The organism is Streptomyces achromogenes (assembly GCF_030816715.1).
GTDB lineage: Bacteria > Actinomycetota > Actinomycetes > Streptomycetales > Streptomycetaceae > Streptomyces > Streptomyces achromogenes_A.
This window is the reverse complement of record NZ_JAUSYH010000001.1, coordinates 419,575-431,871: the sequence shown is the minus strand read 5'-3', so window position 1 is coordinate 431,871 and position 12,297 is coordinate 419,575. Positions and strand designations below refer to the sequence as shown.

12 protein-coding genes are annotated in these 12,297 nt (G+C 70.4%); 5 read left to right on the top strand and 7 right to left on the bottom strand.

The genetic code is table 11. The annotated features are described in order from the left end of the window. Positions 1 to 127 precede the first annotated feature (127 nt). The 5 genes from QF032_RS01860 to QF032_RS01840 all read right to left on the bottom strand — a co-directional run bounded on the left by QF032_RS01860 (position 128) and on the right by QF032_RS01840 (position 4,929). A complete protein-coding gene (locus QF032_RS01860) occupies positions 128 to 850 on the bottom strand; it encodes a VOC family protein (protein ID WP_307039393.1) in 723 nt (240 codons plus the stop codon). A gap of 148 nt (positions 851 to 998) precedes the next feature. After that, entirely contained in the window at positions 999 to 3,260 is a 2,262-nt protein-coding gene (locus QF032_RS01855) for an ATP-binding protein (RefSeq protein WP_307054582.1), read from the bottom strand. Between the two features lie 255 nt (positions 3,261 to 3,515). Further along, positions 3,516 to 3,965 (bottom strand): spore-associated protein, encoded by a 450-nt coding sequence (locus tag QF032_RS01850; RefSeq protein ID WP_307039389.1) that lies wholly within the window; start codon positions 3,963 to 3,965, stop codon positions 3,516 to 3,518. Positions 3,966 to 4,219: 254 nt separating this feature from the next. Continuing rightward, positions 4,220 to 4,444, bottom strand: a complete 225-nt coding sequence (locus QF032_RS01845) for a helix-turn-helix domain-containing protein (protein ID WP_307039387.1) — start codon at positions 4,442 to 4,444, stop codon at positions 4,220 to 4,222. Further along, a complete protein-coding gene (locus QF032_RS01840; protein WP_307039385.1) occupies positions 4,444 to 4,929 on the bottom strand; it encodes a DUF2975 domain-containing protein in 486 nt (161 codons plus the stop codon). Before QF032_RS01840 ends, QF032_RS01845 begins: the two co-directional genes overlap by 1 nt. A gap of 314 nt (positions 4,930 to 5,243) precedes the next feature. Between QF032_RS01840 and QF032_RS01835 the strand changes: the two genes are divergently transcribed. Continuing rightward, positions 5,244 to 6,233, top strand: coding sequence for an aldo/keto reductase (locus tag QF032_RS01835; RefSeq protein WP_307039383.1), 990 nt, complete (start codon positions 5,244 to 5,246; stop codon positions 6,231 to 6,233). 65 nt (positions 6,234 to 6,298) lie between these two features. On the opposite strand, the gene QF032_RS01830 is transcribed toward QF032_RS01835, so the two are convergent. Together QF032_RS01830 and QF032_RS01825 are read right to left on the bottom strand one after the other, a co-directional pair. Then, positions 6,299 to 8,254, bottom strand: coding sequence for an amino acid transporter (locus QF032_RS01830; RefSeq protein ID WP_307039381.1), 1,956 nt, complete (start codon positions 8,252 to 8,254; stop codon positions 6,299 to 6,301). A 145-nt stretch (positions 8,255 to 8,399) separates the two neighbouring features. Beyond that, entirely contained in the window at positions 8,400 to 8,675 is a 276-nt protein-coding gene (locus tag QF032_RS01825) for a hypothetical protein (protein ID WP_307039379.1), read from the bottom strand. Positions 8,676 to 8,803: 128 nt separating this feature from the next. Here QF032_RS01825 and QF032_RS01820 point away from each other — a divergent pair, with 128 nt between their 5' ends. The 4 genes from QF032_RS01820 (at position 8,804) to QF032_RS01805 (ending at position 12,140) form a co-directional block, all read left to right on the top strand. Then, positions 8,804 to 9,322, top strand: coding sequence for a toxin-antitoxin system HicB family antitoxin (locus tag QF032_RS01820; protein ID WP_307039377.1), 519 nt, complete (start codon positions 8,804 to 8,806; stop codon positions 9,320 to 9,322). A 110-nt stretch (positions 9,323 to 9,432) separates the two neighbouring features. After that, positions 9,433 to 10,275: a DUF4097 family beta strand repeat-containing protein gene (locus tag QF032_RS01815; RefSeq protein WP_307054580.1), complete on the top strand. Its 843-nt coding sequence runs from the start codon at positions 9,433 to 9,435 to the stop codon at positions 10,273 to 10,275. Between the two features lie 90 nt (positions 10,276 to 10,365). Further along, complete coding sequence (locus QF032_RS01810) at positions 10,366 to 11,352, top strand: ATP-binding cassette domain-containing protein (protein ID WP_307039375.1); 987 nt, start codon at positions 10,366 to 10,368, stop codon at positions 11,350 to 11,352. Further along, positions 11,349 to 12,140 carry an ABC transporter permease gene (locus QF032_RS01805; RefSeq protein ID WP_307054579.1) on the top strand — a complete coding sequence of 264 codons (792 nt, stop codon included), beginning with the start codon at positions 11,349 to 11,351 and terminating at the stop codon, positions 12,138 to 12,140. Before QF032_RS01810 ends, QF032_RS01805 begins: the two co-directional genes overlap by 4 nt. Positions 12,141 to 12,297 lie beyond the last annotated feature (157 nt).

The window sequence follows — 12,297 nt, the reverse complement described above, 5'->3', positions numbered from 1 at the left end:
TGCACCGCACAACGTGCTGTCACGGGAACCATCGTGCTGACGTGCCGGACGGGCTGACAGGTCACCGACCGTTCACCTGTGACCGGTCGGCCGGGTCGGCCGGTCGCCGTGAGCCCCGGAGCCCCCGCTAACGAAGCCTTCGCAGGGCGAACTCGTTGCCGTCCGGGTCGAGCATGAGCAGCCGGCCGCCGTCGCCCTCACGGGTGTCGGTTCGCGTCGCGCCGAGCGAGATCAGGCGGTCCGTCTCCGCCTCCCCATCGGCGTCGGCGGGGAGCGCGAGCTCCAGGTACAGCCTGTTCGCCCCCGTCTTCGGAGCCACCGGCGGGCCACCCCACGTGATCTTCGTACCGCCGCTCGGCGACTGGATCGCGGTCTCCTGGTCCTGGTCCCAGACCAGCGGCCACCGCAGCGCCTCGCTCCAGAAGTAGCCGACCTCCTGCGTACCGTCACAGGCCAGCGCCCCGATGAAGCCGGTGTCGGCGAGGAACCTGTTGCCCGCCTCGATGACGCAGAACTCGTTGCCGTCCGGATCGGCGAGCACCACGTGCCCCTCTTCCGGGAGTTGGCCCACGTCGATGTGGTTCGCGCCGAGTTCCAGGGCCCTGGCCACGGTCCGCCGTTGATCCTGCGGGTCGATGCTCGTCAGGTCGAAGTGCGCCCGGTTCTGGCCGGTCTTCGGCTCCTGGCCGGGCAGGAAACGGATACGGAATCCGGCGGGATCGGGGGGCAGGATCGCGATGTCGCCGTCCGGACCGCCCGCCGGTTCCCAGCCGAGGACCCCGGACCAGAACCGCGCCAGTTCCGACGGTCGGGTGGCGTTGAAGCAGATTGCGAACAGCTGGCCGGTCATGAAAGCGTGCGTCTCCGATCCACTGACGTTCGATACGGCGTCTCGCACCCCGCGAGCGCAGCCTAGGGTGGCCGTGCGGCACCCGCATCCGAGTTTCCGTCGAGGGGGCGCGGGGGCCGCTGGGGCCGGGCGTGTCCGGAGCGTGACGTCAGCGGGCGCCGTCCGGGTGGCCGCCTCGGCTCAGTGCGTCGAGCTGTCGGTCCACCTGCTTGGCTTCCTGATCGCGTCCTTGTCGCCGGTACAGATTCCGTGCTTGCCGCCATACGTCGAGAGCCCGGTCACGATGGCCCAGTGCGGCATGGGTGTGACCGAGCCGGTCGAGTGTGTCGGCGGTCTCGTAGGTGTTGTCGAGGTCACGGTAGAGGCTCATGGCCTGGAGGTAGTGCCGGACGGCGTCGTGGTGCCGTCCGCTGTGGTGGTCGATGTAGCCGAGGCTGTCCAGGGTCTGCGCCTGGCCGTTCACGTCCTGGTGCTGCTGGTAGAGGGCGAGGGCGGACCGGCAGTGCTCGCGGGCGGTGTCGTGTTCTCCCAGGCGTGCGGCGTACCAGCCCACGGCGTTGAGCGCGTTGGCCTCGCCGATCGGCTGGTCGAGTCCGCGATACAGGTCGAGTGAGCGTCTGGCGTGCTCGAGAGCGCGCCGGCCGTCGGGCCAGATCGACGCGAGTGTGTAGTGCGCCTGGGCCTGGAGGGCGCGGTCGTTCTGCTGCTCGCTGAGGGCGAGTGCCCGGTTCATGGCGGCGATCGCCTCCTGATGGTGCCCGAGCACGACGTGGGCACGGCCCAGAAGCCGGTAGGTGAGGATCTGGGCGCCGGAGTCGGGCAGCCGGCCCGCGGAGTCGACTGCGATCTGCCACACGCCGAGCTGATCGTGGCGGTGACCTCGCCGGTAGTGGAAGTCGTACAGCGCCCAGGCCAGCTGCCAGGAGGTGTGGTGGAAGGCGTGGGCGACGGCGGTGCGCTGGGCCGCGAGCAGGTTCCTGTGCTCGGTGTCGAACCACTCCATCGCGGCCGGGATGTCGGGCAGCGGCTGTGGACGGCACGCGGGCAGCGGCGGGGCGAGCTCGATGGGGTCGCGGTGGGAATCCAGGAGACGGTCGGCGGCGTACGCGGTGTGGGTGTAGAAGTCGAGCACCCGCCGCAGCGCCGTCTCGCGTGTGGTGTCGGCAAGATGGTGGGCGGTGGCGGCGTAACGGCGGATGAGGTCGTGCATCCGGTAGCGGCCGGCGGCGTCCTGGTCGACCAGGGACGCCTGCTCCAGTCGGCGCAGCACGGCCCTGGTCCGGCTCCTGCCGAGGCCGGTGAGGCTGATGGCGGCGGGCAGGCCGATGTCGGGTCCCGGGGCGATCGCGAGCAGGGCGAACACCTCGGCTTCCTCGGCGGTCAGTGCCCGATGGGACAACGAGAGCACGGCGGGCAGGCTCGCGGCGGGGTCGGCGTCGTCCAGTACGTCGAGTGTGCCGTCGCGGAGTTCGTCGGCCAGGTCGGCCAGGGAGAGGTGGGGATGGGTGTGGGCGCGGCCGGCGACGATGCTCAGCGCCAGCGGGAACCCGCCGCACAGACCGACGAGCTCCGCGACCGCCGAGGGCTCGGTTTCGACGCGGGCGCTGCCGAGTCGGGCGACGAGAAGCTCATCGGCCTCGGTGTCGGTGAGCGTGCCGACGGGCAGGTGGCGGGCGCCGTGGCCGGTGATCAGGCCCGACAGCCGGTTGCGGCTGGTGACCGCCACGGTGCAGGTGTGTCCGCCCGGCAGCAGTGAAGTGACCTGGGCGGTGTCCGCGGCGTTGTCGAGCACCAGCAGCATCCGTTTGTCCGCCACCAGGCTGCGGAACAACGCCGCCTGGGCGTGTGGGGCGACGGGGATGCGGCCGGGGTCGACGCCCAGCGCGTCGAGGAAGCCGCGGACCGCCACGGCCGGGTCCATGGGGTCGCCGTCGGGGCTGAAGCCCCTGAGGTCGACGAAGAGTTGCCCGTCGGGGAATCGGTCGGCGTTGCGGTGCGCCCAGTGCAACGCCAGCCATGACTTGCCGACGCCGCCGGACCCGGCGACCGCGGTGATGACCACGGGGGCCGCCGCACCCGAAGCGGACCGCAGTGCGGCGTCCAGCCGGTCCAGTTCGTCATGGCGGCCCACGAACGGGGCTGGTGGGGCGGGTAGTTGGCGCGGGACCGGGATCGTCGTGCGTTCGGCCGCGCCCGCCGCCGCGGTCAGCAGTTCGTCCAGCTCGGCCGGCCGTAGGTCGAGTGCGGAGGCCAGTTGGCGTACCGACGCGAGCTGTGGGTTGCGCCGTTTGCCGGTTTCCATGCCGCGGATCGTGCTGACGGAGACGCCGGAACGCTCGGACAGGGCTTCCTGGGTCAGCCCCGCACGTAACCGGAGCCGGCGGACCGTCGTGGCGAAGGCACCTTGCATATGAACCTTTCTACCGGGCAGATCGGCCACGGGCGACCTGCCGCCTTCTCTCACACGTCGATACGGCCGGGGCGGTGCGACAGGGCGACGACGTCATCTGCCGGTGCACGCCGGAAGTCGCTGCCGCCCGTTCCGGCGGCCGGCGGGCCCGACGCCCGCCGGGGCAATTCGGCCGACGGCCCCCACCTCGTTCGACCGTGCGGTCGGCGGTCGTGAGGCGGGGGCCGGCGGTCTGCCCGGGTGGCGTCGGACGGGTCAGCGGGTGTGGGTGGTCCGGTGCTCGGTGAGCGAGGCGCAGTTGGAGCCGGTCACCTGTACGTAGGTGTTGTCGATGCCGCCGCCCCAGTCGACGCAGTAGCCCTTGCCGATGACGTAGGACGGCCCGGCGTACGAGGTGTAGCGCCCGTAGTCGCTGTCACCCTCGTTGGTGTCCGGGACGTAGATCCAGGCGGACATGTCCACGGCGGTGCCGGGGTTGTTGCGGATGGTGACGACGCAGTTGTTGCCGTTGGAGGCGTTGTAGGCCAGGTAGACGGTGCCCAGCGAGCCGACGGCCGCGGAGTTCACGGTCTTGTAGCCGGTTCCGCAGACCTTCTGGGGTGTGGTGTTGGGTGCGGCGGACGCGGGTGCCGCCAGAGCGGTCGTGGCGCCCAGCGACAGAGCCGCCAGCGCCGCGGCGCCCAGCATGGAGTGAGTGAAGCGCATATTTCCCCCTTGTGTGCTTAGGAGTTCATTACTCCTGCCTTATGTGACGGGCGTGGCGTACGGATGGTTGTGCCGGAGTTACTGGCATTTTCGGTCACAACTGGCAGGGCAGTTGGCTGAGTTGGGACGCAACCGGAGGGGCGGGAGGGGTGTGTGCCGGGCCCGGCGTCGCGGCCTGCCGCCCCGTGAACGTCCCGCGCCGGGGCCCCGGACACGTCATCCGTCCGCGGTCAGTCGCTGCGTCAGTCGCTGCGTCAATCGTCTGCGGTGGCGTCCTCGGTCTCCCAGCGCAGCAGGTCGCCCGGCTGGCACTCGAGCGCCTCGCAGAGCGCGGCGAGCGTCGCGAAGCGCACCGCCCGTGCGCGGCCGTTCTTGAGTACCGCGAGGTTGGCGGGCGTGATCCCTATGCGGTCCGCCAGTTCGCCCACGGACATCTTCCGCTTGGCCAGCATCACGTCGATGTCGACGGCGATCGGCATCAGATCACCTCGTCCAACTCGGCCTGCATCCGAACCGCTTCGACATCGCGCGCGACGGCCTGGACGAGCAGCATCCGCAGCACGAGCACGATGAGCGCGATCCCCAGGATGGCCACGCCGACCCCGCCCATGATGACGGTGACGCCGGGGTCGTCCCGCTGGCCGGGCGCATTCACGGCCGTCACCGCGAACCACACGAGGGCGGCCGCCACGATCGCGCCGATCACTCCGTCCACGTACCGGAAGGCGGAGTGGGAGAACACGGTTCCGCGGCGCACCATCGTCACCAGCCGCCATACGCACACCAGGGCGACCTGGACCGACACCATGCCCGCGATCGTGAGCACGCGCAGCGGGGTCAGCGGGAGGGATCCGTCCTCCGGGTCGGTGGCCAGTGCCCACACCATGGACGCCTGGACGAACACGGTGCCGGCGAGCACCACCACGAGCACGGCGCGCAGCGCACGCACGGTCAGTTTTCCCACGTCCCGTCCTTCCATCGAGTTGCGATGGAAACCTATCGAGATTCGATAGGTTGAGCAAGGGTTCCGGGAGGGCGGAGAGCGGTTTCGCATCGTGCGGGGGCGGCGCCGGGCCCGGACGGGATCCCCGGAACGAGGACTTGCGTTGGAGTGCGCTCCAGGGCATAGCGTCGCGGACACCGCGGCTCACGAAACCCATGCGGCACAGACCTCTCACAGGATGCCGAGCGGTGGAATCCGTCGCTATATGGATGAGGGCGTGGGCCGCGTGGCGTCCGAACGATGAACGAGTATGCAGGGAAAGGCTGGGAAACGGCATGCGGAAGCGCAGTCTGCGGGACCTCCAGGTATCGGCCGTCGGCCTGGGGTGCATGGGCATGTCCGCCTTCTACGGGTCCACCGATCAGGACGAGGGGATCGCGACCATCCGGCGCGGCCTGGAACTCGGGGTGAACTTCCTCGACACCGCGCAGATGTACGGGCCGCTCACCAACGAGTCCCTCGTCGGCGAGGCGGTCCGGGGACATCGCGACGAGTACGTGATCGCGACGAAATTCAACTACCGGATGGACGACGCGGTACCCGGCGACATCAGCACGGTCGGCCCGCAGGACGGTTCGGCCGAGCACGTCCGCAGTTCGGTGCACGGTTCCCTGGAGCGACTGGGCACCGACCACATCGACCTCTACTACCAGCACCGGGTCGACCCGAACGTCCCCATCGAGGAGACGGTCGGCGCGCTGGCCGAGCTGGTCGCCGAGGGCAAGGTGCGCCACATCGGCCTGAGTGAGGCGAGCGCGGAGACCATTCGGCGCGCCCACGCCGTGCACCCCGTCACGGCGGTGCAGAGCGAGTACTCGCTGTGGTCGCGGGACGTGGAGGCCGAGGTGCTGCCCGCCTGCCGTGAGCTGGGCATCGGGTTCGTCCCGTACTCGCCGCTCGGCCGCGGTTTCCTCGCCGGGCGGTTCGCCTCGCTGGACGAGCTGGACGCGAACGACTGGCGTCGCGAGAACCCGCGCTTCCAGGACGCCAACCTGAAGGCGAACCTGCGGCTGGCGGAGAAGGTCAAGGAGATCGCCGCCGAGAAGGAGGTGACTCCGGCCCAGCTGGCCATCGCCTGGGTGCTGGCGCAGGGCGAGGACCTGGTGCCGATCCCGGGCACCAAGCGCCGCAGTTACCTGGAACAGAACGCCGCCGCGACCGCCATCGCGCTGAGCGAGGACGACCTGGCCCGCATCGACGCCGAGCTGCCCGAGGCGGCGGGCCAGCGGTACGACGAGGCAGGGATGCGAAGCGTCAATCGCTGACGCCGCCGCCGGACGTGTCCACCACGGGGCCGTGACCGGTCCCGTGGTGTCTGCCGCCGGCGGGCTCAGCCGGTGTGGACGCGGGGGCGGCGGGCGCGGTCCGGCTCGGCCTCGCGCAGGACCTCCCGGGTGACCGGGGCGACCTCGCCCTGGCCGAAGAGGAAGAACCGCAGGAAGTTGGCGAACGGGCCGCCCTCGGTCCACTCGAAGTAGATGTGCGGGACGCGGCCCGTCTCGTCGCGGACGTGGAGGAGCAGGGCTGCGAGGGCGTTGGAGATGGAGGATGACTCCAGGGTCAGCACCCGGTAGCGGCCGTGCAGGACCTCGCCGCGTACGGCCAGGCCCGACTCGAACTCGGAGGGGTCGGTCACCGTCACCTCGACGAAGACGAAGTCCTCCTGCTCCGGCATGTCGTTGTCGGCCCGGATCTGCTCGATCTTGTCGCGGTACTCGGCCTTGTCGCGTTGGCCGGGCTCGTTGGCGATGAACCGTATCCGGCGGCTGGCCATGTCCCGGATGAAACGTTCCGCCATCGCGTCCAGAGTGACGCTGGTGACGCGGAGCTCGAAGGCCCGGGCCAGCCGGGAGAGCAGCGAGACGAGGATGATGCCGGCGATGAAGCAGGCGCCGATCTTGACACCGTCGGGGCGCTCGATGACATTCGCGACGGTGACGTAGAGGAACACCGCCGAGATGACGCCGAAGCCGATCGTCCAGCCCCGCTGGCCGGCCTTGCGGGCGGCGATGGTCACGGCGATCGCCGCCGAGCTGATGAGCACCAGCACGCCGGTGGCGTACGCCCCGCCCTGCGCGTCCACGTCCGCGTCGAAGATCCAGGTGACGAGGAAGCCGATGAGCGTGAAGACGATGACCATGGGGCGGACGGCCCGTGCCCAGTGCGGGGCCATGCCGTAGCGGGGCAGGTAGCGCGGCATCAGGTTCAGCAGACCGGCCATCGCCGAGGCGCCCGCGAACCACAGAATCGCGATCGTCGACACGTCGTAGACCGTGCCGAACGCGTTGCCCAGGTACTCGTGGGCGAGGTAGGCGAGGGCGCGGCCGTTGGCCGGGCCGCCGGACTCGAAGTCCTTCTCCGGGATGAGGAGGGTGGTCACGAAGCTGGTGGCGATCAGGAACACGCTCATGATGAGAGCGGCGGTCGTCAGCAGCTTCTTGGTGTCGCGGATCCGCCCCCGGGGGTGTTCCTCCGTGTCACCGTCGTCGCCCTTCACATGGGGCATGACCGCGACGCCGGTCTCGAAACCGGACAGTCCGAGCGCCAGCTTGGGAAAGACCAGCAGCGCCACGCCGACCATGGCGAAGACGTTGCCGTGCTCGGCGGTGAGCGCGCCGGACCAGTCGGTGATCACGTGGCCGGCTGTGGCGACGTGCCACACCCCGACGGCGACGACCACGACGTTCAGCGAGAGATAGACGCCCACCAGGGCGACCGCGACACCGATCGCCTCCAGGAAGCCCTTCAGGAACACCGCGCCCAGCAGCGCGACCAGGATCAGGGTGATCAGGAGTTGCTTGTCGTGCAGCGTGTCGGTCAGGTGCGGGTTCTCGACGAGGTGTGTCGAGGCGTCGGCCGCCGAAAGTGTGATGGTGATCAGGAAGTCGGTGGCGGCGAAGCCCAGCAGGGTCAGGACGAACAGCTTGCCCTGCCAGAAGGACAGCAGCCGCTCGAGCATCGAGATCGAGCCTTCGCCGTGCGGACTCTCCTCCGCCACCCGGCGGTAGACCGGCAGGGCGCCGGCCAGGGTGACCACGACGAGCACGATGGTCGCCACGGGGGAGAGCAGACCGGCCGCCAGGGCGGCGATCCCGGGCTGGTAGCCCAGGGTGGAGAAGTAGTCGACGCCGGTCAGGCACATCACCCGGTACCAGGGCCGGCCCTGGTACGGGGCTTCGGGCGCGGCGTGCGGACCGGTGTGCCCGCCGGACCTGCCCATCTCGGACAGGCCCTGGAGCATCCACGCCCGCAGACGGCTCGGCGGCGGGTGTTCGGTGGTGGCCATCGGCGTGCTCTCCCGGTCTGCGGTACGGCGTGTGGTTTCGGCCATCACCCGGACGGCGGCACCAGCGTATGCAGAGTGTGGCGCGCGGGCCGAGGGATGGATCACACGTCGGCGTCAGGGTTGCGTCAAGACCGGCCGTGGCGCGTCAGCGGCACGTCACCGGGCAGCCGTCCCGGGCGCCGTCGACCGGTGTGGCGACGATCGTCGGGACGGCGGGCGGCGTGACGACGACCGGGCTCGAGGGGGTGCCCGGCTGGTCGTGGTCGCGCTCCCGCCGCCGGTGGCGGACGTTCACCGGGAGAGCTGATGCGCGGATGAGCCGGGTGGGGACGACGCCGCAGCGCACTGGCTTGGTGCCATCTGGTGCCATCTGGTGCCATGAGGAGTCACCCCGTGCCCCCTGGGAGGTGTCGGCACTCATGGTGTCACCGTAGCCCAGGGGCGGTGCCGTCAAGTCTGTGCAGGTCAGCGCCATCAATTGTGGCGTCGACCCGGTAGGTGTCGCCTGGCGGCTTGTGCGTGGTGTCATAGTGGTGCCATTATGGCGTCATGGACCTCACCCCGTACGTCGACTCTCTCCGCCGTGAACTCGCGGTGGCCGCCGAAGCCGGCGGCGACGAAGCCCGCGAACTGGCCGAGAGGCTCACCGCGCCGCTGGAGTCGGCCACCCGGCTGACGATGCTCAACGTGCTCTCCGCGGCGATGGACGAGATCACCCGGGACCTCGCCCCGGGGTCGGTCGACGTACGGCTCCGCGGGCTCGACCCCGACTTCGTGGTCACGCCACCGCCCACCTACGGCGGCGCCACCGCGGCGCCGGCCCTGTCGGCCGAGCCGCTCGGCACGTCGCCGCCGGCCGACCTCGACGAGGGCGGCACGGCCCGCGTCAACCTGCGCCTGCCGGCGCACCTCAAGGCCCGCGCCGAAGAGGCCGCCGCCCGTGAGGGCCTGTCGGTCAACGCGTGGCTGGTGCGCACCGTGTCGGCCGCGCTGGACGGCGCCGCCCGGTCGCGTACGCCGGAGAAGACCCCGACCGTCGGGCAGAGCTTCACGGGCTGGGTGCGCTGATCGCGTCCCCACCCCCACCACTTCGGCCGCACCGCTTCACCGGCACCACTTCACCTGCGCCCCGTTCCACCGGCGGGGACAGCCCCAGAACCCATGAGGACGGGACAGCCATGCCTTCTTACGACACTCCCGAACCGATTTCGGTCGCCGCCTACGTGTACGCCGGTTCGATCCAGTTCACCGCGGGCGACCGCCTCGACACCGTCGTCGAAGTGCGGCCCCGCGACCCGAAGAAGGACCTGGACGTCCGCACGGCCGACCAGACCGAGGTCGGGTGCACGAGCGGCATCCTGACCGTCACCACGCCCAAGGCCAATCTGCTCGGACGCGGCGGCACCGTCGATGTGACCGTGGAACTGCCCGCCGGTTCGAGCATCGACGTGACCGGCGCCGGGGTCAGGGTGCTCGGCGAGGGCCGGCTCGGCGAGGTGCGCGTGAAGACCTCGGCCGGCGACGTCCGCCTCGACACCACCGGCCCGCTGCTGCTGAAGGCGTCGCACGGATCGACCGTCGTCGACCGGGTCGAAGGCAGGGCCGACATCACCAGCAGCACCGGCGACGTACGCGTCGGCCTCGTAGACGGCCCCGCCGTCCTGAAGAACTCGCACGGCGCCGTGACCGTCGGCGCCGTGACCGGCGAGCTGCAGGTGAACGGCGCCAATGGCACCATCGACGTCCGGCGCGCCGAGGCGTCGGTCACCGGCACCGCCACCAACGGACTCCTCCGCGTCGCCGAAGTCAGCCGCGGAAGCGTCCGGTTGGAGACCTCCAACGGCTCGATCGAGGTCGGCATCCGCGAGGGGGTCGCCGCCTGGCTCGACGTCAGCTCGAACCGCGGGCAGGTGCGCAACGCGCTCGCCACGTCCGAGCCCCCGGAGCAGGCCGCGGACATCGTCAAGGTCCACGCCCGGACCAACTGGGGCAACATCGACGTCCTCCGCGCCAAGGTCTGAGCGGCCCACCCCCTACCGGCTCCATCGCCAACTCGTCGACTCCCCGACCACTCAGCCTTCGTACGGGAGGGCCACATGCCTTCATCTGTCATGCCCACATCCAATCGACGCGACGGTCACGCGCCGCCGGCCGCCATCTCCACCGCAGGGTTGCGCAAGTCCTACGGCGACAAGACCGTCCTCGACGGAATCGATCTGCACATCCCGGGCGGGTCGGTGTTCGCGCTGCTCGGGCCGAACGGCGCCGGCAAGACCACCGTCGTCAAGATTCTCTCCACCCTCATCACCGCCGACGGCGGGCGGGCCCAGGTCGCCGGCCACGACGTCGCCGGGGCGCCGGACGGGGTCCGCGCGGCGATCGGCGTCACGGGGCAGTTCTCCGCCGTCGACGGCCTGATCACCGGCGAGGAGAACATGCTCCTCATGGCCGACCTGCACCACCTGTCCAAGCGCGAGGGCCGGCGGATCGCCGCCGAACTGCTCGAGCGCTTCGACCTGGCCGAGGCGGCGAAGAAGCCCGCCTCCACCTACTCGGGCGGCATGAAACGCAGGCTCGACATCGCCATGACCCTGGTCGGCGGGCCGCGGATCATCTTCCTCGACGAACCGACCACCGGCCTCGACCCGCGCTCCCGCCACACGATGTGGCAGATCATCCGCGAACTGGTCTCCGACGGCGTCACCGTCTTCCTCACCACCCAGTACCTGGAGGAGGCCGACGAACTCGCGGACCGCATCGCGGTGTTGCACGACGGAAGGATCGCCGCCGAAGGCACCGCCGACGAGTTGAAGCGCCTGATCCCCGGCGGCCACGTCCGGCTCCGCTTCTCCGAACCGGCCGCCTACCGGTCCGCCGCCTCCGCACTGTCCGACGTCACACGGGACGACGAGGCACTGGAGCTGCGGATCCCCAGCGACGGCGGCCAGCGCGCACTGCGTTCCCTTCTCGACCGGTTGGACTCGGCCGGCGTCGAGGCGGACGAGCTGACCGTGCACACCCCCGACCTGGACGACGTGTTCTTCGCCCTCACCGGCTCCGCCGACGTCCCCGACCAGCCCAAGGAGACCGTCCGATGAGCGCCCTCTCCCTCGCCGTCCGCGACTCGAACACGATGCTGCGCCGCAATCTGCTGCACGCGTGGCGGTACCCGTCCGCAACCCTGAACCTGTTGCTCACACCGATCATGATGTTGCTGCTCTTCGTCTACATCTTCGGCGACGTGATGAGCGCGGGCATCGGCGGTGGCGGCGCGGACCGCTCCGACTACATCGCCTACATCGTCCCCGGCATTCTGATGATGACCATCGGCAGCACCGTGATCGGGGCCGCCGTGCACATCTCGATGGACATGACCGAGGGCCTCATCGCACGCTTCCGCACCATGTCGGTCTACCGGGGCTCCGTGATCGTCGGGCACGTCGTGGGCAGTGTGCTGCAGCGCCTCGCCAGCGTGGTCCTCGTCGGAGCCGTCGGCGTGGCGATCGGCTTCCGGTCCACGGACGCCACCGTCCTCGAGTGGCTGGCGGCGTTCGGACTGATCGCGCTGTTCGCCCTGGCGCTCACCTGGATCGCGGTCGGGCTGGGCATGGCCAGCCCGAACCCCGAGGCGGCCAGCAACAGCGCGATGCCGCTGATTCTCCTGCCGCTCGTCTCCAGCGCCTTCATCCCGGCGGACACGATGCCCGGCTGGTTCCGGCCGATCGCCGAGTACCAGCCCTTCACTCCGGCCATCGAGACTTTGCGCGGCCTGCTGCTCGGAACCGAGATCGGCGACAACGGGTGGATCGCGACCGCCTGGTGCGTCGGCCTGACCGTGCTCGGCTACCGCTGGTCGACGGCCCGGTTCAACCGCGATCCGAAGTAGCACCTGACGACCCGGGCCGTCGCGCGCGGCTCGGCCCACCCGGGCGGCGTACTCCGACACCCCGTCGGCGTACGCCGCCCGGGCCACGTCACCCCGCCGCACAGCGGGGTGGCGCGGCAGAACACGGCGACCGCTCCCCGGTTCGCCGACGCCTGCT